General features: G+C 49.8%; 20 protein-coding genes. 11 read left to right on the forward strand and 9 right to left on the reverse strand.

Annotated elements, in window-relative coordinates:
* Positions 1-4 precede the first annotated feature (4 nt).
* The 7 genes from murA to mlaF all read right to left on the reverse strand — a co-directional run bounded on the left by murA (position 5) and on the right by mlaF (position 4,833).
* Positions 5-1,285 (reverse strand): UDP-N-acetylglucosamine 1-carboxyvinyltransferase, encoded by a 1,281-nt coding sequence (murA, locus tag JK198_RS07300; protein ID WP_212707625.1) that lies wholly within the window; start codon positions 1,283-1,285, stop codon positions 5-7.
* 70 nt (positions 1,286-1,355) lie between these two features.
* Positions 1,356-1,610: a BolA family protein gene (ibaG, locus tag JK198_RS07305; protein ID WP_212707624.1), complete on the reverse strand. Its 255-nt coding sequence runs from the start codon at positions 1,608-1,610 to the stop codon at positions 1,356-1,358.
* A gap of 114 nt (positions 1,611-1,724) precedes the next feature.
* Complete coding sequence (gene mlaB / locus JK198_RS07310) at positions 1,725-2,030, reverse strand: lipid asymmetry maintenance protein MlaB (RefSeq protein WP_212707623.1); 306 nt, start codon at positions 2,028-2,030, stop codon at positions 1,725-1,727.
* Positions 2,030-2,677: a phospholipid-binding protein MlaC gene (mlaC, locus tag JK198_RS07315; protein ID WP_212707622.1), complete on the reverse strand. Its 648-nt coding sequence runs from the start codon at positions 2,675-2,677 to the stop codon at positions 2,030-2,032. Before mlaC ends, mlaB begins: the two co-directional genes overlap by 1 nt.
* Before the next feature lie 12 nt (positions 2,678-2,689).
* A complete protein-coding gene (mlaD, locus tag JK198_RS07320) occupies positions 2,690-3,226 on the reverse strand; it encodes an outer membrane lipid asymmetry maintenance protein MlaD (protein ID WP_212707621.1) in 537 nt (178 codons plus the stop codon).
* Positions 3,227-3,230: 4 nt separating this feature from the next.
* A complete protein-coding gene (gene mlaE / locus JK198_RS07325; protein WP_212707620.1) occupies positions 3,231-4,013 on the reverse strand; it encodes a lipid asymmetry maintenance ABC transporter permease subunit MlaE in 783 nt (260 codons plus the stop codon).
* Positions 4,014-4,017: 4 nt separating this feature from the next.
* On the reverse strand, positions 4,018-4,833 hold the full coding sequence (gene mlaF, locus JK198_RS07330; RefSeq protein WP_212707619.1) for a phospholipid ABC transporter ATP-binding protein MlaF: 816 nt from the start codon (positions 4,831-4,833) through the stop codon (positions 4,018-4,020).
* A 226-nt stretch (positions 4,834-5,059) separates the two neighbouring features.
* On the opposite strand from mlaF, the gene JK198_RS07335 reads away from it, so the two are divergent.
* The 10 genes from JK198_RS07335 to npr all read left to right on the forward strand — a co-directional run bounded on the left by JK198_RS07335 (position 5,060) and on the right by npr (position 12,839).
* Entirely contained in the window at positions 5,060-6,040 is a 981-nt protein-coding gene (locus tag JK198_RS07335) for a calcium/sodium antiporter (protein WP_212707618.1), read from the forward strand.
* 14 nt (positions 6,041-6,054) lie between these two features.
* Positions 6,055-7,041, forward strand: a complete 987-nt coding sequence (gene kdsD / locus JK198_RS07340; protein ID WP_212707617.1) for an arabinose-5-phosphate isomerase KdsD — start codon at positions 6,055-6,057, stop codon at positions 7,039-7,041.
* 13 nt (positions 7,042-7,054) lie between these two features.
* Positions 7,055-7,618 (forward strand): 3-deoxy-manno-octulosonate-8-phosphatase KdsC, encoded by a 564-nt coding sequence (kdsC, locus tag JK198_RS07345; protein WP_212707616.1) that lies wholly within the window; start codon positions 7,055-7,057, stop codon positions 7,616-7,618.
* Positions 7,615-8,187 carry an LPS export ABC transporter periplasmic protein LptC gene (gene lptC, locus JK198_RS07350; RefSeq protein WP_212707615.1) on the forward strand — a complete coding sequence of 191 codons (573 nt, stop codon included), beginning with the start codon at positions 7,615-7,617 and terminating at the stop codon, positions 8,185-8,187. The genes kdsC and lptC overlap by 4 nt, the downstream gene beginning before the upstream one ends.
* Complete coding sequence (lptA, locus tag JK198_RS07355) at positions 8,162-8,713, forward strand: lipopolysaccharide ABC transporter substrate-binding protein LptA (protein WP_212707614.1); 552 nt, start codon at positions 8,162-8,164, stop codon at positions 8,711-8,713. The genes lptC and lptA overlap by 26 nt, the downstream gene beginning before the upstream one ends.
* A 5-nt stretch (positions 8,714-8,718) precedes the next feature.
* On the forward strand, positions 8,719-9,444 hold the full coding sequence (gene lptB / locus JK198_RS07360; protein WP_212707613.1) for an LPS export ABC transporter ATP-binding protein: 726 nt from the start codon (positions 8,719-8,721) through the stop codon (positions 9,442-9,444).
* 51 nt (positions 9,445-9,495) lie between these two features.
* The gene (rpoN, locus tag JK198_RS07365; RefSeq protein ID WP_212710561.1) at positions 9,496-10,929 is read left to right on the forward strand and encodes an RNA polymerase factor sigma-54; all 1,434 of its coding nucleotides are present in this window, start codon (positions 9,496-9,498) and stop codon (positions 10,927-10,929) included.
* A 252-nt stretch (positions 10,930-11,181) separates the two neighbouring features.
* Positions 11,182-11,673: a PTS IIA-like nitrogen regulatory protein PtsN gene (ptsN, locus tag JK198_RS07370; protein ID WP_212707611.1), complete on the forward strand. Its 492-nt coding sequence runs from the start codon at positions 11,182-11,184 to the stop codon at positions 11,671-11,673.
* Between the two features lie 42 nt (positions 11,674-11,715).
* Positions 11,716-12,570: an RNase adapter RapZ gene (rapZ, locus tag JK198_RS07375; RefSeq protein ID WP_212707610.1), complete on the forward strand. Its 855-nt coding sequence runs from the start codon at positions 11,716-11,718 to the stop codon at positions 12,568-12,570.
* Positions 12,567-12,839, forward strand: a complete 273-nt coding sequence (npr, locus tag JK198_RS07380; RefSeq protein WP_212707609.1) for a PTS phosphocarrier protein NPr — start codon at positions 12,567-12,569, stop codon at positions 12,837-12,839. Before rapZ ends, npr begins: the two co-directional genes overlap by 4 nt.
* An 18-nt stretch (positions 12,840-12,857) precedes the next feature.
* Here the strand turns inward: npr and mtgA are convergent, their stop codons facing one another.
* Positions 12,858-13,556 (reverse strand): monofunctional biosynthetic peptidoglycan transglycosylase, encoded by a 699-nt coding sequence (gene mtgA, locus JK198_RS07385; protein WP_212710568.1) that lies wholly within the window; start codon positions 13,554-13,556, stop codon positions 12,858-12,860.
* 919 nt (positions 13,557-14,475) lie between these two features.
* Positions 14,476-16,812, reverse strand: coding sequence for an aerobic respiration two-component sensor histidine kinase ArcB (gene arcB, locus JK198_RS07390; protein WP_212710562.1), 2,337 nt, complete (start codon positions 16,810-16,812; stop codon positions 14,476-14,478).
* A gap of 749 nt (positions 16,813-17,561) precedes the next feature.
* Between arcB and gltB the strand changes: the two genes are divergently transcribed.
* Positions 17,562-22,028 (forward strand): glutamate synthase large subunit, encoded by a 4,467-nt coding sequence (gene gltB, locus JK198_RS07395; RefSeq protein ID WP_212707607.1) that lies wholly within the window; start codon positions 17,562-17,564, stop codon positions 22,026-22,028.
* Positions 22,029-22,032: the final 4 nt, after the last annotated feature.

The raw sequence follows: 22,032 nt of genomic DNA on the forward strand, positions 1-22,032 counted from the left end.
CGGATTATTCAGCCTGAGAAGCGTCTTCTTCGCCGCGTACACGCTCGATATTTGCACCCAGCGCACGCAGTTTATCTTCTATACGTTCGTAGCCACGATCAATATGATAAATACGGTCAACGAGGGTTTCACCTTCGGCGATACAGCCCGCCAGCACCAGACTCGCTGAGGCACGTAAATCTGTTGCCATCACCTGGGCACCGGAAAGTTTATCCGTACCGTGACAAATCGCGGTATTACTTTCAATCTCAGCATGGGCACCCATCCGAATCAGTTCAGGGATGTGCATAAAACGGTTTTCAAAAATGGTTTCAGTAATGACTCCGGTGCCTTCGGCAACCAGATTGAGCAGGGTAAACTGGGCCTGCATATCCGTCGGAAAACCGGGATGCGGTGCAGTACGAATATTCACCGCTTTCGGACGACGTCCGTGCATATCGAGACTGATCCAGTCCTCACCGGTAGCGATATCCGCACCGGCTTCCCGTAATTTTGCCAGTACCGCATCCATGGTGTCCGGACGGGTTTTGTGGCAAATCACTTTACCGCCGGAAATGGCCGCCGCGACCAGGAAGGTGCCGGTTTCGATACGGTCAGGAACTACTTCATAGCTGCCTCCCCCCAGACGTTCAACCCCTTCAATGGTGATTCTGTCGGTACCGGCACCACTGATTTTTGCGCCAATGGCATTCAGGAAACCGGCAGTATCGGCAATTTCCGGCTCACGGGCAGCATTTTCGATCACGGTGGTACCGGTCGCCAGGGTCGCGGCAGTCATAATTGTCACTGTCGCGCCGACACTGACTTTATCCATGACAATATGCGCGCCTTTCAGGCGGCCTTCGACAGAGGCTTTAACATAGCCCTCTTCCAGTCTGATCTCAGCACCCAGCTGTTCCAGTCCGCTGATGTGCAGGTCGACCGGACGGGCACCAATCGCACAGCCACCAGGCAAAGAGACCTGACCCTGACCAAAACGAGCCACCAGCGGACCCAAAGCCCAGATTGAGGCACGCATGGTTTTTACCAGGTCATAAGGAGCACAGAAAATATTAACCTCGCTGGCATCCAGATGAACAGCGCCATTACGTGTGGCTTTCACACCCAGCTGACCCAGTAATTTCATGGTCGTATCAATGTCACGCAATTCAGGGACATTGTTGATTTCTACTGGTTCTTCAGCCAGTAAAGCTGCGAACAGAATCGGCAGCGCTGCATTTTTTGCTCCGGAAATGGTAACTTCACCACTTAAGCGGGTCGGACCCTGCACTCGAAATTTATCCATTAACACCGATCTCAATTAGCATTTATAAAAGGTACTGACCTGCCGGCCTGCGTTTACCTGACTAACAGGCTCAAAAGCCGCTCAGTTTACGATCCCGGGCCCATTCAGCCGGGCTATAGGTCTTAATTGATACCGCGTGAATACGGTTATCCGCGATATACTCCATCAGCGGAGCATAGACGGTCTGTTGCTTTTTCACACGGCTCATGGTTTCAAAAATATCACTGACGGCGATCACCTGGAAATGGCTGCCATCACCACTGACATGTACTTCGTCCAGCGACAGTGCCTGCATCAGGACTGCCTGAATCTCATTATTTTCCATTGCTTTTAGCTTCCGATAATAATAATCAGCCCATATCTTATTAGAAAGTGGCATTATCTTAAATACACAAAAGCCCCCGTGACTGCCGGGGGCCTGAGAGGGAAAAGGCTGAGGTCAGGGGGTTTCCTGAGAAGAAACAATAATATGTTGCAGATTATACAGAGTGATTAATGACTGTAATTTGTCAGATATCCCCGTGAATGTCAGCACTGCTCCGTGGCGGCGGACAATATCCTGCAAATGGATCAGCAGTGCCAGTCCGGATGAGTCGACCCGCTCCAGACCGGAAAGATCAATGTCACTGATCCCCTGCATTACCGTATCGCGTTGTTCCCACAACGGCAGCAAAGTTTCATGATCCAGTTTTCCGGTCAGCCGCAGCGAAGCAGCCTGTTGCTGCCAGTGGAGTTCAGCATTCATCAGTTTTGCTGACCCAGAGTAATCGGCTGTGCTGCATAGGTTTTTAACCGCGCGGTTAATCCGTCAATACCCTGAGTCCGTAACAGATCACCCCACTCATTCTGCTTAGTGGTGATCATACTGATACCTTCTGCCACCATATCGTAGGCCTGCCAGGCACCGGTACGGGTATTTTTACGCCATTGGAAATCCAGACGAACCGGAGGACGTCCATTCGGGTCAATGATAGTGACGCGGATAGCGACAATATTGGCATTACCCAGCGGCTGTGCCGGCTCGATTTGATAAGTCTGACCGTGATACATCGCCAGCGCCTGCCCGTAAGCCTGTGCCAGATAATCACCAAATGCTTTGTAATACGCATCGCGCTGTGCAGGGGTTGCTTCATTGTAGAAACGTCCCAGCACTAATGCACCGGCATATTTTACCTGGACATAAGGCATCAGCTCTTCACGTACCACATCACGCAGATAGTCAGGATTTTGTTTGATTTTTGCCTGGTCATTTTTCAGACGGGTAAAGGTTTTCGCCGCAGCCTGATTCATCAGTGTGTAAGGATTACTCTGATCGACAGAATCTGCTGCCTGTGATGCCGCAACAGGCAGAATAACCAGCAATGCTGCCATAATTAAACGCTTAAATAACATAAACTTATCCTCTTAATGGGCCGGTACTGCTGCAGACGAACTGTCAGCACCTGCCGGTGAACTCTTATCACTACTACTGTTGCCGTTTTTATACAGGAACTGGCCGATCAGGTCCTCAAGTACGATGGCTGATTTGGTATCACGTAAAGTATCGCCATTTTTCAGGATCGAAGATCCTAAATCCGGGTCATTAAAGCCCAGATTAAGCGCCAGAAATTGTTCCCCCAGCAGGCCCTGGGTACGGATAGCCAGCGAACTGGTGTCAGGGATTTTTCCGGCATAAGCATCATCAATCGCCATGGTAACTTTCGGGGATAATGTACTGTCGTCCAGAGAAATATTGGTGACACGACCGATAACTACCCCGCCAATTTTTACCGGAGAGCTGACCTTCAGACCGCCGATATTGTCGAAAGTGGCATACAGTTTCCATGTCGGCTCGGTACCAAAAGATTTAAGGTCAGCGACACGCAGACAAAGAAACAGCGCCGCGGCCAGCGCCAGTAACAGGAAAATACCTACCCAGATTTCACTTTTTTTACTTTGCATTGCGTTAATTCCCAAACATCAGTGCTGTCAGCACAAAATCTAACCCAAGGATGGCAAGAGACGAATGAACTACGGTTCGTGTCGTCGCACGACTGATACCTTCAGAAGTCGGCACCGCATCATAGCCATTGAAGAGTGCTATCCATGAAACGGCGATCGCGAAAACAATACTCTTGATGACACAGTTAACAATATCCATACGGAAATCGACGGCACTCTGCATCGCCGACCAGAAGAACCCCGCATCAATGCCCTTCCAGCTGACACCGACCAGTGCGCCACCGGCAATCCCTACCGCCGTAAACATAATCGCCAGCAACGGCATGCTGATGACCCCGGCCCAGAACCGGGGTGCCACTACCCGTCTCAGAGGATCGACAGCCATCATCTCCATACTCGACAGCTGTTCGGTCGCTTTCATCAGCCCGACTTCGGCGGTCAGTGCTGAACCGGCCCGGCCGGCAAATAATAACGCCGTCACCACCGGTCCCAGCTCACGTAATAACGATAACGCGACCAGCATACCGAGACTGGTTTCCGCGCCGTAGGTTTGCAAGACCAGGTATCCCTGTAACCCCAGCACCATGCCAATAAACAGGCCCGATACCAGGATGATCAACAGAGAAAGCACACCGACACTATAGAGTTGTTTCACCACCAGCCGACTGTGTTTTGCAAATTCCGGTTTCCCCACCAGGGCATGGAACAACATGACGCCTGCACGTCCGAATGACGCACAGCTTTGGATCCCCCAGCGCCCTAATGATGCTAATGCTTTCAACAACATGAATTTAATGTCTCCCGGGGCTAAGCAAATCGGTGAGATAATCACCGGCCGGATACCTGAAAGGTACCGGGCCATCCGCATGACCATCAATAAACTGCCGAACACGTGGATCCGTATTTTTCCGTAACTCTGCCGCGTCTCCCTGGGCAATCACATGCTGGCCCGCCACGATATAAGCATAATCCGCAATACTGAGAACTTCAGGTACATCATGGGAAACCACAATACAGGTCAGCCCCAGAGCATGATTAAGTTCATCAATCAGCTTCACCAACACCCCCATAGTAATAGGGTCCTGACCGACAAATGGTTCATCGAACATAATCAGTTCCGGCTCAAGAGCAATAGCACGGGCCAGGGCAACACGCCTCGCCATGCCCCCGGACAGTTCAGCCGGAGTCAGTTTTTCTGCCCCCCGTAACCCGACAGCTTCCAGTTTCATCATCACGGTACTGTGCAGAAGTGCCGGCGGCAGAGAGGTGTGTTCCCGCAATGGCCAGGCCACATTCTCATATACACTTAAATCCGTGAAGAGTGCCCCTGACTGAAACAGCATGCTCATTTTCTTGCGGACTTCATACAGCTTACTACGTGACAGGCTAGGAATATTTTCATTATGAAAGAAAATATCTCCGTTATCCGGCTGTAACTGACCACCGATAAGACGTAATAAGGTGGTTTTACCGATACCGGAAGGCCCCATAATGGCAGTAATTTTTCCTTCAGGCACCGTTAAAGAAATGTCATCAAAGATTTTTCGGGATCCGCGGGAAAAGCTCATTCCCCGGATTTCAACCAAACCTTTTTGTTGCTGGACCATGTTAACCCCTCACAGGTGACCGGGAATTTTAGTTATCTATGATGCCAGTACGGAGAAGGGCATCTTGTCATTTTTACAGAAAATTACAGGCTGTTTTTGTGTAATTCCGTCATAAAATTTACTTTTCACGTTTCGGCAGTCAAAATCATCGTTTGTTTACTGTTGATCTTACTTTTTACTGTGATGCAGTCAGGCTGTATTACGGGCTTTTGGCAAAGGAATTCCCATGCTTGTCGCTATTGTTCTGCTGGTTCTCGGCTTACTGTTGCTGGCCTATGGCGCAGACCGTCTTGTTTTTAGCGCATCTATTCTTTGCCGGACGCTGGGGATCCCGCCCCTGATAATCGGGATGACTGTCGTCGGTATCGGCACCTCATTACCGGAAATCATACTTTCACTGTCCGCCGCACAGCATGGTCAGCGGGATTTTGCCGTGGGGATCGCTCTCGGGTCAAATATCACTAATATATTATTGATCCTCGGCGGTGCCGCATTACTCCATCCTCTGAAAATACACTCTGCTCTGCTGCGCCGTGAACTGCCACTGATGTTACTGGTCACATTACTCAGCGGGTTATTATTAGCCGATAATATGCTGACCCGCACCGAAGGTGCCTGCCTGTTAGTCATGGCAGTGGTTTATCTGTGGGGTATTCTCCGTATCGCGGGCAAAACTCAGGCATCCACCGGAGACCAGCTGACACGCGAACAGGTCGCAGAATTACCCGGCGAAGATGCCGGTAATACAGTCGCTTTCCTCTGGCTTGGGGTCGCTCTGGTATTATTACCGGTCGCAACAGGGATGATCCTCGATAATGCGACAGTGGTCGGCGATTATCTGGGGATCAGTGAATTAGTGATGGCATTAATTTTTATCTCCATCGGTACCAGCCTGCCCGAGCTTGCCACCGTTATTGCCGGTACTCTGAAAGGTGAAGGGGATATTGCCGTCGGCAACCTGTTGGGTGCTAACATTTATAATACCGCGATTGTCTTAGGGCTGCCGGCATTAGTCTCTCCCGGCAGTATCGACAGCAATGCATTCTCCCGTGATTACTGGATTATGCTGGGCGTCAGTACTGTTTTTGCGTTGATTTGCCTGAAGAAAAACCGGACTATCGGCAGGCTGACCGGCGCTGTTTTACTCTGCGGATTTTTTATCTGGGTCGCCATACTCTGGTTTTGCCCGATGATTAATGATTTTTAAAAGGACGCGCTGAAATGTCTGATCAATCACCCACTACCGGTTTTGATTTTAAGGAAGCAGGCAGGAAAGTTCTGCGTATCGAGCGTGAAGGTCTTGCGCAACTGGAACAATACATTAATGCAGACTTTTCCCGTGCCTGTGAAATACTATACCAGTGCCAGGGAAAAGTCGTCGTGATGGGGATGGGCAAGTCGGGCCATATTGCCCGCAAAATGGCTGCCACCTTTGCCAGTACCGGGACCCCGTCTTTCTTCGTTCATCCGGCCGAAGCCAGTCACGGTGACCTGGGGATGGTCGGCCGTGACGATGTGGTGATTGCTATTTCCAATAGTGGTGAGTCACATGAAATTCTGGCACTGATCCCGGTGATTAAGCGCCTCAATATCACCCTGATTTGTATCAGCAGCAGGCCGGAAAGTGCGATGGGAAAAGCAGCCGATTTGCACCTGACAGTCAAAGTTCCTGAGGAAGCCTGTCCGCTAGGGCTGGCCCCGACGACCAGCACTACCGCCACCCTGGTGATGGGTGATGCCCTGGCCGTCGCGTTGCTGGAAGCCAGGGGCTTTACCGCCGAAGATTTTGCGTTGTCTCATCCCGGCGGAGCTCTGGGGCGTAAACTGTTATTGCATGTCAGTGATGTGATGCATTCAGGAGACGAAATCCCCTGTGTGTCGCGCCATGCGACCCTGCGCGATGCCTTACTGGAAATTACCCGCAAAAAACTGGGTATGACAGTGATTACGGAAGACGATATGACCATTGCCGGTATTTTTACAGATGGTGACCTGCGGCGGGTCATTGATATGGATATTAATTTCCAGTCCACCCCGATTGCTGAGGTGATGACACCCGGCGGGATCCGCGTGCCAGCGACAATTCTGGCTGTCGATGCATTAAATATAATGCAAAACAAAAACATAACCTCACTGCTGGTTGCCGATAACAATCGTCTTGTGGGTGTGATACATATGCACGATATGTTGCGTGCCGGTGTTGTCTGAGAGGGAAAGCGAGATGAAAGATAAACTCCCCATTGATACATGCTACGGGCCTGTCAGCCCGCAGATCATGGCCAGTGCTGAAAAAATAAAATTACTGATTTGCGATGTCGATGGGGTAATGTCTGATGGCCTGATTTATATGGGAAATAATGGTGAAGAGCTGAAAGCATTTAACGTCCGTGATGGCTATGGTATTCGCTGTCTGTTAACCAATAATGTTGAAGTTGCTATTATCACCGGCAGAAAAGCCGGACTTCTGGAAGACCGCTGCCAGACGCTCGGCATCAGACATTTGTATCAGGGCCAGTCAGATAAGCTTTTGGCCTTTGCCGACCTTCTGGATAAACTGTCCCTCAGTCCGGAACAGGTTGCCTATATCGGGGATGACCTGATTGACTGGCCAGTAATGGAAAGATCAGGACTCAGTGTGTCGGTCGCTGATGCCCATCCGTTGTTAATTCAGCGTGCCGATTACGTCACCCGTATTAATGGCGGACGTGGTGCGGTGCGTGAGATTTGTGATGTTATTTTAATGGCACAAAATAAATTTGAGGATGCCAAAGGGTTATCAATATGAGTACAAGCAGGCGCTGGATTACCCTTCTGCTGGCAATTATTGCGGTAGTACTGATTGGCTGGAACCTGACAAACCAGGATACCCCGCCTTCTTCGGTGGTGCAGGACGATCAGAGTCCGACCTATACCATCGCTACCTCTGACACTGTGGCCTACAACCCGGAAGGCGGGCTGGCATATAAGCTCGATTCCGACAAAGTGTCATATTTTGATACCCCGCAGGTCAGCTGGTTCGATAATCCGGTGATGACCACTTACGATCAGCAAAAAGCCCCTGCCTGGTCGGTAAAAGCAGATAAAGCAAAATTAACTAAAAACCGGATGCTGTATCTTTATGGTCATGTTGAAGTTAACGCCCTGAATGCAGATGCAAAGATTGAACGTATCATTACAGATAATGCGCAGGTGAATCTGGTCACTCAGGATGTTACCTCTGATGACCAGGTCACCTTGTATGGTCAGGGGTTCCAGTCCACCGGAATGAAATTACGTGGCAATTTACGGGCCAAAACCGCCGAATTAATTGAAAAGGTCAAAACCGATTATGAAATTCAAAACCAAAAAAAATAGCTTCAGGTTGCTGGTGCTGGCAACACTCCTGAGCTGTAGCCTGCCCGCGCTGGCTCTGACTGGTGACTCGGATAAACCCGTAAACATTACCTCAGAAAACCAGTCTATGGATATGCAGGGCAATGTCGCCACGTTCACCGGTAATGTCATTATCACTCAGGGCTCCATCAAAATTACGGCGGACAAAGTCGTAGTCACCCGGCCAGGCGGAGACAGTCAGAAGACACTGGTCGATGCTTTCGGCTCCCCGGCAACTTTCTACCAGATGCAGGATAACGGCAAACCGGTCAAAGGCCGCGCCAGCAAACTGCATTACGACCTGGCAAAAGACCTGGTTGAACTTACCGGTAATGCCTATATCGAACAGCTGAACAGTAATATTAAAGGCGATCGAATTACCTATCTGGTGAAAGAACAGAAAATGCAGGCCTACAGCCAGGGGCAGCAGAAACGGGTCACCACAACCCTGATGCCTTCTGAGTTGCAGAACAATAACACCACCGCACATCCTAAACAGAGTCAATAATCGTTATGGCGACTTTAATTGCACAGAATCTGGCGAAAGCTTACAAAGGGCGGCGGGTCGTTGAAGATGTCAGCCTGGAAGTGAAGTCAGGCGAGATTGTCGGATTGCTCGGCCCTAACGGAGCTGGTAAAACCACCACTTTTTACATGGTGGTTGGGATCGTACCGCGTGATGCCGGTAAGATTACTATCGACAATGAAGATATCAGTCTGCTTCCGCTGCATGCCCGCGCGAGGCTCGGTATTGGTTACCTGCCACAGGAAGCTTCTATTTTCCGGCGGTTAAGTGTGTACGATAACCTGATGGCCGTGCTGCAAATCCGTAAGGATCTGAATGCACAACAACGGGCTGATCGCGCCAATGAACTTATGGAAGAATTTCATATTGAACATTTGCGTGACAGTATGGGACAGGCTCTCTCCGGGGGGGAACGACGCAGAGTGGAGATTGCCAGAGCTCTGGCAGCAAACCCTAAGTTTATTCTGCTGGATGAACCTTTTGCCGGTGTTGACCCGATTTCGGTCATTGATATCAAAAAGATTATTGAGCACCTGCGGGACAGCGGCCTCGGGGTACTGATTACGGACCATAATGTCCGTGAAACCCTTGCAGTCTGTGAACGCGCCTATATTGTCAGCCAGGGTAAACTGATCGCTCACGGTACTCCGGGTGAAATTCTGGCAGATGAACATGTAAAACGTGTTTATCTGGGTGAAGAGTTCCGGCTCTGACTCTGTTAATGTGTTCTTATTGAATTTTTTTCGGGAAATGCACTTCTTACTATGAAGCAAAGTTTGCAATTCAGGCTCAGCCAACAACTGGCAATGACCCCCCAGTTGCAACAGGCGATACGACTGTTGCAGCTTTCCACGCATGAGTTACAACAGGAATTGCAGGTCGCGCTGGAAAGTAATCCCTTGCTGGACCAGGCTGAGTTACTTAATGAAGTTGATTCTGAGGAGTCGGGTGAAACCGCTTCTCTGGATACCCGCGAAGCATTAGAACAAAAAGAGATGCCGGAAGAATTACCTCTGGATGCCACCTGGGATGAAATTTATACCGCCGGTACGCCTTCAGGTACCGGCACCGATTATCAGGATGATGAACTGCCCGTTTACCAGGGTGAAACCACCCAGTCACTGCAGGATTACCTGATGTGGCAGGCCGAACTGACCCCGTTCAGTGATACGGACCGGGCAATAGCAACATCGATTATCGATGCCATTGATAACACCGGTTACCTGACAGTTCCGCTTGAGGATATTCTCGAGAGTATTGGCGATGACGAACTCAGTCTGGAAGAAGTGGAAGCCGTTCTGAAACGGGTCCAGCACTTTGACCCTGTCGGTGCAGGTGCCCGTGATTTAAAAGACTGTCTGCTGGTTCAGCTGTCACAATTCAGTCCTGATACACCGATGCTGGAAGAAGCCCGTCTGATTATCAGCCAGCATCTGGACTTACTGGCGAGTCACGATTTCCGCAGTCTGATGCGTGTTACTCGCCTGAAAGATGATGTGCTGAAACAAGCCATGTTACTGATTCAGTCTCTGGATCCCCGCCCCGGCCAGTCAATTAATACGGGTGACTCCGAATACGTTATTCCTGATGTACTGGTGCGCAAAGTTGCCAATCGCTGGGCGGTCGAACTGAATACGGACAGTCTGCCAAAACTAAGAATCAATCAGCATTATGCAGCAATGAGTGGTGGCGCCAGAAATGACAGCGATAACCAGTTTATCCGCAGTAATTTGCAGGAAGCCCGCTGGCTGATCAAAAGCCTTGAAAGCCGTAACGATACTCTATTGCGGGTATCACGCTGTATCGTGGAGCAACAGCAGGCATTTTTCGAGCAGGGTGAAGAATATATGCGGCCAATGGTTCTGGCTGATATTGCCCGGGCCGTGGAGATGCATGAATCAACGATTTCCCGGGTTACGACCCAAAAGTATCTGCACAGTCCGCGCGGTATTTTCGAACTGAAATACTTTTTCTCCAGCCATGTCAGCACCGAAGGTGGCGGCGAAGCATCATCAACCGCTATCCGCGCGCTGGTAAAAAAATTAATCTCGTCAGAAAATCCGGTAAAACCCTTGAGTGACAGTAAACTCACCTCTATGTTATCGGAACAGGGTATTATGGTTGCGAGACGTACCGTCGCTAAATATCGTGAATCGTTATCTATTCCGCCATCAAACCAGCGGAAACAGTTGCTTTGATGCCCTGAAGCAGGGCTTATGCACTGGCAACAACAGTCATTGGCGGCGCCGGTTGACCCGCCCATGCAACAGATGTGAAACGAGACAGGTTTTATATCGATGTATCCATAAAAAGAAAGCAGTTAACGCCAGCCTGCGGCTGCTTTCGTTCACTACCTAAGGTAACGGTCATTCGTTTCAGGGTTAACAGCCTGCGACAAATAACCGCCAGGCACCATGAAAATGGTCAGATAAACCGGCAAGCGAAATAATATGAATAGTGATCTGATACTTGAACTGAGTAATGTGCTTACTCCGGAATGCACCCGTAATAATGTGGATTGCCAGAGTAAAAAGCGTGCACTGGAGATCATCAGTGAACTGGCAGCAACACAGCTGAACCTGCCGCACCAGGCTATCTTTGAAACGATCCTCAACCGCGAAAGAATGGGGAGTACCGGTATCGGTAACGGTATTGCTATCCCGCACGGTAAGCTGGAAGAAGATACTCTGAGAACCATAGGTGTACTGATCCGGCTGGAACACCCTATTCCGTTTGATGCGGTCGATAATCAGCCAGTAGACCTGCTGTTCGCATTACTGGTGCCGGCAGATCAGTGCAAAACGCACTTACATACGTTATCTCAGGTCGCTAAACGCCTGGCCGACAAAACTGTCTGTCGCCGGTTACGGGCCGCACAGAGTGATCAGGAGCTGTTTAATATCATCATGGAACAGCCGGATAATACGGACGAAAAACAATAATAAATTAACCTGTACTGCAGGGATAATTACGGGAGAAGGATCATGGTACTGATGATCGTAAGTGGTCGTTCAGGGTCTGGAAAATCTGTTGCACTCAGGGCCCTGGAAGATATGGGCTTTTATTGTGTCGACAATTTACCTGTCGATTTACTGCCGGAGCTGGCGAAATCGCTGGAGAAACGCAATATTTCTGCCGCAGTCAGTATTGATGTGCGTAATATGCCGGAATCTCCGGAAATTTTTGAAGATGCATTTAACCGCCTGTCAGCACAATTTTCTCCGCAGTTGTTGTTTCTTGATGCCGACCGAAATACTCTGATCCGCCGCTACAGTGATACCCGCCGCCTGCACCCCCTTTCCAGTAAAAATCTATCCCTGGAAAGTGCCATTGACGAAGAGAGCGATCTGCTGGAACCCCTGCGTACCAGAGCAGACCTGATTATCGATACATCAGAAATGTCGGTACATGAACTGGCAGAAATGTTAAGAGCACGGTTATTGGGCAAACGGGAACGGGAGCTCACAATGGTATTTGAATCCTTCGGGTTTAAATACGGTATCCCTATCGATGCTGACTATGTCTTCGATGTCCGCTTTTTGCCAAACCCGCACTGGGATCCTAAGTTACGTCCTCTGACAGGACTGGACCGCCCGGTCGCTGCGTTTCTTGATCGCCATACAGAAGTACACAATTTTATTTATCAGACCCGCAGCTATCTTGAACTATGGTTACCTATGCTGGAAACCAATAACCGCAGTTATCTGACGGTAGCTATTGGTTGTACCGGCGGGAAACATCGTTCTGTTTATATTGCCGAACAGCTGGCTGATTATTTCCGTTCACGGGGAAAAAATGTTCAGTCACGCCATCGAACACTGGAAAAGAAAAAATCATGACGGTCAGACAATCAGTAGAAATCAGAAATAAGCTGGGTATGCATGCCCGCCCGGCAATGAAGTTATTCGAACTGGTACAAAGCTATGATGCCGAAGTGATCCTGCGTAATGAATCAGGTACTGAAGCTGATGCCAGCAGTGTCATCGCCCTGCTTATGCTGGATTCCGCCCAGGGCGGGCAAATTGAAGTTGAAGCCACTGGCCCCGGGGAGGCTGAAGTCCTTAAGGCTGTCATTGAGTTATTTAATGCCGGTTTTGATGAAGATTAGTTCGCGGGGGCCCGCAGACTAGTACAGATGATATTTGTTCAGAAATTCAAGGCCACCCAACTGTCCCATCTGTTGTGAAATCCATTGCTGGCGTTCACGGGGGTACGCAGAAGGCGCACTGACGTGATAGACAATCGGATTAGGCAATACTGCCGCCAGTAATGCTGCCTGCTGCCGGGTGAGCTGACTGGCCGGTTTGTGAAAGTACGCCTGCGAAGCCGCTTCAACACCAAAAATTCCCGGACCAAACTCGGCAATATTCAGATAGACGGTCAGTATCCTTTTTTTACTCCAGACCGTTTCAATACCCGCCGTCAGTATGGCTTCAAGCCCTTTACGCACCCAGCTGCGCCCATCCCAGAGAAACAGATTCTTAGCCGTTTGCTGAGAAAGTGTTGATGCTCCGCGCATTGATCCCCGCCCGGAACTGTCCAGCACCGACTGCAAGGCGCCGAAATAAAAGCCCCAATGGTTCGGGAACTTTTGGTCTTCGCCGGCAATCACTGCCAGTGGCATCCAGGGAGAGATATCCGCCATACTGACCCATGAAGAGCGGGCCCGGTAAGACAGGTTGCCGGACAATAATGCGCCGGCCTGGCGTTCCGCCATCACTGCAGAAAAGGGGACCGGTATCACCGAAAATAGCAGGATCCCCGCGACAGCAATTACCATTATCCCTGACAGTAAGAAAAGCAGCTTACGTCTGACCCTGACCATTAGAGGATTATGCTGAGTTTTCAATTATTGTCCCCGGGGTACGTTCTGCGAGTGATTCCTCCTGCAGAGTAGCCCTGATTCAGATTTTTTCATAAATTTTTTAATCGTCTGCCGTCCGGATTAGGCTGCCTGCCGTGATAAAAACCCACGTGAAAATGATATTTTTCAGGTGGCAGCCCTTGCCGTATCAGTGTTTCCGTGATTACAGGAATCGGTTCCATTAATATTCACCACGAAATAAAGTATAAATTTATCTTATGTATTGATCTGCATCAAATTTTACAAACAACCACTATAGTTAACATAAAAAAAACAATCCGCAGACTTTACAGAAATTACCGCCTGCCGCCACAACTATACTTAAGATAAATGCTTTCAGCCTGATAAATTTTCCTACAGACCTTTCTTTTATCACCGGACCGGATAGCCACGACTGCACCAATAGGTGACAGAAGCTGATCTGTATTCACAGAATACTTAGATTGTAATTATCTTACTTATTGTTTTTTTGTATAAATAAGACAATTTAGTATGAAAAGGAACGGCAACAGGAAAAACACCTTTAAATATAGGGTTTTATTGGTTATTTTTTACTGTACTGGTAATTCGGCAGGCAGATACATACCGTGAAAATCCACAAGGGTCACGGTGATTTTCCCGTCAATGGATGATTTGTAAACAGTAAGATTATCCACAATGAGAACATTTCAACTTCACAAATCTTAATGAATTGTAGCAAAGTGACCGCAGTTTTTGTTAAGGTAGCGGTGCTGAGAAACCAATACCTGCTGCCGGCCGGGATACATCCCGATAACGATCACTTTTTAACCGGCAGAGTCACTGTTTCCCTGGTGTTGGCGCAATATTCGCGCACCCCGGTCTATCCGGGGTCATTTTTTCCGGCGATCTGCTCCTGCGATTATTTTCCCCGGCTATTTACCCATTGCCTGAGCATTGCGACTTCATGACGCCACTCATGCCGTAGTTCATCAATCCATTCCTGAACATTATCCCACCAGGCGGGTAACTCCGGCGTCTGTATCTGTTTAGCCACCTGCTGCAAATGTATTAAACCGACAGAACCTGCAGCACCTTTGATCTTATGCCCTTCTTCCGCAATTCCTTTCTGATCGCGGGCCATCATGTTGGAATCCAGTACATCAAGGTAACCGGGCATCATCTTCTCAAACATGTCCAGGCTCTGGCGAATGAGCTGCGGGCCGACCAGTTCCATATACTGCTCCAGCATCTCAATATCCAGGTGCCCCTCTTCTGCGTGAGAAGCGTTGTCGGCCGGGAGTTCAGCTAATGGCTGATGCTGATTCCAGAATCGGCCGATAACCGCTGTTAACGCCGAAACTGACAGCGGTTTACTCAGTACATCATCCATACCGGCATCCAGGTACTCTTTCTTATCTTTGAGGACGTTCGCCGTCAGGGCGACCAGCGGTGGTAACTGCTGCCCCGCGAAGCGCTGATGCAGGGTACGGGCGACCTGCAGGCCAGTCATATCCGGTAACTGGATATCTAACAGCACCATATCAAACTCTGACGGGTCAAACATTTGCAGTGCTTCAGCGCCAGTCATTGCGACTTCGGTACTGCAACCAAGTTTCTCCAGTACCGAACGTGCCACCACGACATTCAGCTCGATATCTTCAACCAGTAAAATATGCAACGCCGGGAGCGGTAAAATATCATCTTCATTACTGTCTTCCGCGGCCGCGAGCACCTGCGGTGCATGAATCTGCAGGCTGAAACAGGCACCTTCACCCGGTTCACTCTGTACTCTGATATCGCCACCCATCGCCTGAGCGAGACGGTGAGAAATCGCCAGACCGATACCGGTCCCGGTCGCTGGCTTACCGCCATGCTGATCTTTGACCTGATAATACATAGCAAAGATCTTATCCTGTTCATCGGGCGGGATACCAATACCGGAATCCTGTACGTCGAACCGCAATTGCTGCTGTTGCTCGTCATAACCGACCGTGACCACAATCTCGCCCTGACGGGTAAATTTCACCGCATTGCCGATAAGATTCCATAAAATCTGTCGCAGCCGGGTGCCATCAGCAATAATCGTTCGCGGTAGCGGAGGTTGCGCTGACATCACAAATTTCAGCCCTTTCGGCTGAACCAGTAACCCGGAGAGATTTTCCAGATCAGCGAGAAATCCGGTGAAATCAATCGGCTGGTTATCCAGTTGTACTTTACGACGTTCAATTTTATCCATTTCAATCACATCGTTAAAAATATTGCCCAGAGTGATTGCTGAGACATGGATAGTTTTCAGATAATTAAGTTGTTCCTGACTGAGCTCTGTATCCAGCAAAATACGGCTAAGACCGACAATGCCATTTAAAGGTGTCCGCAGTTCATGACTGATCGTCGAGATAAAGGTGGTTTTTTCGCGGCTGGCATTTTCCAGCGCATCCTGATAACGCTTACGTTCAGTAATGTCGCGACCGAAGCCCATCAGTCCGCTGCGTTTACCTACCCGGTCGTAATAAGGGACTTTACGGATTTCAAAACAGGCTTTTTTGCCGTCGGGATATTGTATCCACTGCTCATACGTCAGAGCCACATTGTGACGAAACACTTTCTCGTCTGTTTCAAGTATCTTTTCGGCGGTATCTGCATCATAAATATCTTTAGGTGACAGTCCCACCAGCTGCTTTTCGTTTCTGCCAGTCAGCAGTTCCACAGCACGGTTACAGCCGGAAAACTGGCGGTCAATATTGCGGTAGAACACCAGGTCCGGTGAAGCATCAAGAAAAGATCGCAGAAAAGTCGACTGTTGCTCCAGCTCAATCTGGGTTTTTTCACGACTTGCCATTTCCTCCCTGAGTTTGTCCATCACCTGTTCACGGGCCAGCTCAGCTTTTTTACGATCATTAATTTCCTGATTAAGCTGCTGAATATTTTCTTTCAATTGCTGATTAAGCTGTAAGTCACGCTTGCGCATTTCTTCCAGCTTATCCACCAGCCTTTCCAGGCGCTGACGCGAGTCTTCCAGCTGATCGACCACCACAGATAAAAAGTAGACAGCCCACGGGGTAATTAATAAGCCAAAAAATACCGACCGGACCACATCGATACTCTCTACGCGGCCCTGTAATACCAGCGTGACCGCCATCTGAACGATCATCGCCAGCACGACCAGCGCAGAAGCCAGAAGTAATGAAAAACGGATCAGGCCAAGTTTGACCATAAGATCCACGTAATATTGTGCTAACAGTCTTATTTGTTTCATAACGCGCTCCCGGACAATGACCTTCATCATATCCTAAATTGTCAGCCCTGAGAGACACGCCGGAAAATTCCCCGGGATCAATCACAGTTAGCGATTAATTATGGCCGCCTCCGGAGGCATACTGATACTTTGCCGCAACCGCCGGGTATACCGCCCCGCCCCGAAGATAAATATAAATTCATATTTGATGAATCAATAATCAGGAAAGAGTTGATTAATTTTATTAATATCCCGCCCGGGGGAATGCAAAAAAACATTGATAAAAAAAAACAGATACATCATATGAGTTTACCTAATATTCCAGCACTTTATGCTGAGAATTACCCCGGCACCAGCATGGTGCAGGCTCAGGGGCAGCGCACTATAGTGAGACAGCTCACACTTCACTGGCTGGTAATATCAGAGCCCGCCGACAGCTCTCTGATATAAATCTATAATAATCATAACGATAGTTATTAATCAGTGACCGGTACTGAAAAAACGCCACTATTTGACCTGACTTAACTTTCCCGATAAGTTGGAAATCCACTGGAAGCTTTCTGTGCGGATCCACTGTCCGCCATATTTATGCAGTAGCAGAGGTTCCCTGTAGCAAGTTCCCGGCACTTGTCACATCGACGAAACCAGTCCTGGCTGTAAGGGCGAAAAACGAATGTCCGCGTAACCCGCACATTCACTATTACGCCTGCACTGAGCCTGTCTGAATGCCGGAATAATAAGGGTCTATAGAGCCCGGGGAGGTTCACTAAATGTTGTATGATAAATCCCTTGAAAAGGATAACTGTGGTTTTGGTCTTATCGCCCATATAGAAGGTGAACCCAGCCATAAAGTAGTACGTACTGCCATTCACGCCCTTGCCAGAATGCAGCATCGCGGTGCAATCCTGGCTGACGGTAAAACCGGCGATGGCTGCGGACTGTTATTACAAAAACCGGACCGTTTTTTCCGCGTCGTCGCAGAAGAAAAAGGCTGGCGTCTGGCGAAAAACTACGCCGTCGGAATGTTGTTTTTCAGCACCGATGAGGCTAAAGCCAGTGCCGCCCGTCAAATTGTCGAAGAAGAACTCGTTCGCGAAACGCTTTCTGTCGCGGGCTGGCGTGAAGTACCGACCAATCAGGACGTACTGGGTGAAATTGCCCTCTCCTCGTTACCTGATATCCGGCAGGTCTTTATTAACGCCCCTGCAGGCTGGCGTCCGCGGGATATGGAACGTCGCCTGTATATGGCCCGCCGCCGGATAGAAAAACGGGTTGAAGCACTGAATGACAGTGATTTCTATGTCTGTAGTTTCTCCAACCAGGTGAATATCTACAAAGGGTTGTGCATGCCTGCAGACCTGCCACGTTTCTATCTGGATTTGGCAGATTTACGTCTGGAATCAGCAATTTGCCTTTTCCATCAGCGTTTCTCAACCAACACAGTGCCCCGCTGGCCGCTGGCGCAGCCTTTCCGTTATATGGCACATAACGGCGAAATTAATACCATTGCCGGTAACCGTCAGTGGGCTCGGGCGCGTGCATATAAATTCAATACACCACTGATCCCGGATTTGCAGGCCGCTGCGCCGTTTGTCAATGAAACCGGTTCAGACTCCAGCTCAATGGATAATATGCTGGAACTGTTTCTGAGTGGCGGGATGGACCTGATTCGTGCCATGCGTTTACTGGTACCGCCAGCCTGGCAGAATAATCCGGATATGGATCCTGAGTTACGTGCCTTTTTCGATTTTAATTCCATGCATATGGAGCCCTGGGATGGCCCGGCAGGGATTGTCATGTCTGACGGTCGCTACGCAGCCTGTAACCTGGACCGCAATGGTTTACGCCCGGCACGCTATGTGATCACCAAAGATAAACTGATTACCTGCGCCTCTGAAGTCGGGATTTGGGATTACCAGCCGGATGAAGTGGTCGAAAAAGGTCGCGTCGGTCCCGGCGAATTAATGGTAATTGATACCCGTGAAGGGCGAATCCTGCATTCCGCTGAAACGGATAATGACCTGAAAAGCCGCCATCCTTATAAAGAATGGATGGAGAAAAACGTTAAACGCCTGGTACCGTTCGAAGAGCTTTCTGAACAACAGGTGGGCAGCCGTCAGCTGTCTGATGCCATGCTGGCGACTTATCACAAGCAATTCGGCTACAGCAGCGAAGAACTGGATACTGTACTGCGGGTACTGGGTGAAAATGGCCAGGAAGCCGTCGGATCTATGGGTGACGATACTCCGTTTGCCGTACTTTCAAGTCGTCCGCGGATCATTTATGACTATTTCCGCCAGCAATTTGCGCAAGTCACTAACCCGCCGATTGACCCGTTGCGGGAAAACCACGTGATGTCACTGGCGACTTGTATCGGTCAGGAGATGAATGTCTTTTGTGAAGCAGAAGGCCAGGCGCACCGGGTCAGCTTTAAATCACCGATCCTGCTCTATTCTGATTTTACCCAGCTGACCACGCTGGAAGGTAAATATTACCGTGCAGATACCCTTGACTGTACCTTTGAGCCTGAAACCGAAACTCTGGAACAGGCCATTCACCGGCTGAATGACCAGGCCGAAGAGCTGGTCCGCCAGGGGACGGTATTACTGGTGCTTTCTGACCGTCAGATCAGTGCCGGTCGTCTGCCGGTTCCGGCCCCGATGATTGTCGGTGCAGTCCAGACACGGCTGGTAGAAAAAAATCTGCGTTGTGATGCCAATATCATCGTCGAAACGGCGTCTGCCCGTGACCCCCACCATTTTGCCGTGTTGTTTGGTTTCGGAGCGACAGCGGTCTACCCGTGGCTGGCTTATGAATCTCTGGCACAGATGTCAGACCGCCGGGTGATCGCAAAAGATTACCGCGCGGTAATGCTGAATTATCGTAACGGGATAAATAAAGGGCTGTATAAGATTATGTCCAAAATGGGCATTTCGACTATCGCCTCTTATCGTTGCTCTAAACTTTTTGAAGCGGTCGGGTTACATCAGGATGTGACACGTCTGTGCTTCCAGAATGTTACCAGCCGTATTGCCGGTGCCAGTTTTGATGACTTCCAACAGGACCTGGTCAACCTGGCGAAACGGGCATGGCTGCAGCGTAAAACGCTGGATCATGGCGGTTTGCTGAAATATGTTCATGGCGGTGAGTACCATGCCTATAATCCTGATGTAGTGAATACGCTGCAGCAGGCAGTACAGAGTGGTGAATATAGCGATTATCAGCAGTATTCGGCTCTGGTAAATAACCGCCCGGTAGCAACCTTCCGTGACCTTCTGCAGCTGCAACCCGGAACAAGTACACTGAGCATTGACGATGTTGAACCGGCCAGCGAGCTGTACAAACGTTTTGATACTGCCGCAATGTCGATTGGCGCATTAAGTCCGGAAGCCCATGAATCCCTGGCAGAAGCCATGAACAGTATTGGCGGATTCTCTAACTCCGGAGAAGGTGGCGAAGATCCGGCACGCTACGGCACCGGTAAAGTCTCACGTATCAAGCAGGTAGCTTCCGGACGTTTCGGTGTCACCCCCGCTTATCTGGTGAATGCAGATGTTATTCAGATCAAGGTTGCTCAGGGGGCCAAACCGGGAGAAGGCGGACAGCTGCCGGGCGATAAGGTCACACCTTATATTGCCAGACTGCGTTACTCAGTGCCGGGTGTTACTCTGATTTCGCCGCCACCCCATCACGATATCTATTCAATCGAAGATTTAGCCCAGCTGATTTTCGATTTGAAGCAGGTCAACCCGCAGGCGATGATTTCCGTCAAACTGGTTTCAGAGCCTGGTGTCGGTACCATTGCGACAGGTGTCGCCAAAGCCTATGCCGACCTTATTACCGTTGCCGGTTACGATGGCGGTACCGGTGCCAGCCCGCTGACGTCGGTGAAGTATGCCGGCTGCCCGTGGGAGCTGGGATTAGTGGAAACCCAGCAGGCTCTGGTCGCGAATGGCTTACGTCATAAAATTCGTCTGCAGGTAGATGGCGGCCTTAAGACCGGGCTGGACATTATTAAAGCGGCGATTCTCGGCGCAGAAAGTTTCGGCTTCGGTACCGGCCCGATGGTTGCTCTGGGCTGTAAATATTTGCGTATTTGCCACCTGAATAACTGTGCGACGGGTGTGGCCACTCAGGATGATAAACTACGTAAAAACCACTATCACGGCCTGCCGTTCAAAGTGACCAATTACTTTGAATTTATTGCCCGTGAGACCCGTGAAATTATGGCTTCACTGGGAGTGACCCGGTTGACCGACTTGATTGGTCGCACTGAGCTGCTCAAAGAGCTGGACGGATTTACCGCGAAGCAACAGAAGCTCGACCTGTCATCACTGCTGAAAATCGCCGAGCCAATGCCCGGTAAAGCGGTGCACTGTACTGAGAGTAACCCGCCATTCGATAAGGGGTTGTTAAATAAGGCCTTACTGGAACAGGCATTACCGTTTATTGAACAGAGACAAAGTAAGACCTTTTACTTTGATATCCGCAATACGGACCGTTCAGTAGGTGCGATGTTATCCGGCGCTATCGCCCGTATTCACGGTGATCAAGGCCTGGCTGCTGATCCTGTCCGCGTGCACCTTGCCGGGACTGCCGGACAAAGTTTCGGGGTATGGAATGCCGGCGGACTGGAAATGATCCTGACAGGCGACGCTAACGATTACGTCGGTAAAGGTATGGCCGGCGGTCTGCTGGCAATCCGTCCGCCGATGGGATCGGCGTTCCGCAGTGCCGAGGCCACCATCGCAGGTAATACCTGCCTGTACGGAGCCACCGGCGGTAAATTATTTGCCGCCGGCCGCGCAGGTGAACGGTATGCGGTTCGTAACTCCGGGGCAATTACGGTGGTTGAAGGGATCGGTGATAACGGCTGCGAATATATGACCGGTGGTATTGTCTGTGTGCTGGGCCGTACCGGTGTCAACTTTGGGGCCGGGATGACCGGTGGATTCGCGTATGTTCTCGATGAAGACGGTGAATTTCGCAAGCGTGTGAATACAGAGTTGGTAGAAGTGCTGGATGTTGAGCAACTACCAATCCATGAAGAACATCTGCGCGGACTGATCACTGAACATGTTCAGTGCACACAATCGGTCCGTGGTGAAGAAATGCTGGCCAACTGGCCGCAGTGGTCTTCAAAATTCACCCTGGTAAAACCTAAGTCCAGTGATGTAAAAGCATTGCTGGGTCACCGCAGTCGTTCCGCAGCAGAGCTGCGGGTTCAGGCGCAGTAAGAGG

The organism is Tatumella sp. JGM91, assembly GCF_018257575.1.
GTDB lineage: Bacteria > Pseudomonadota > Gammaproteobacteria > Enterobacterales > Enterobacteriaceae > Tatumella > Tatumella punctata.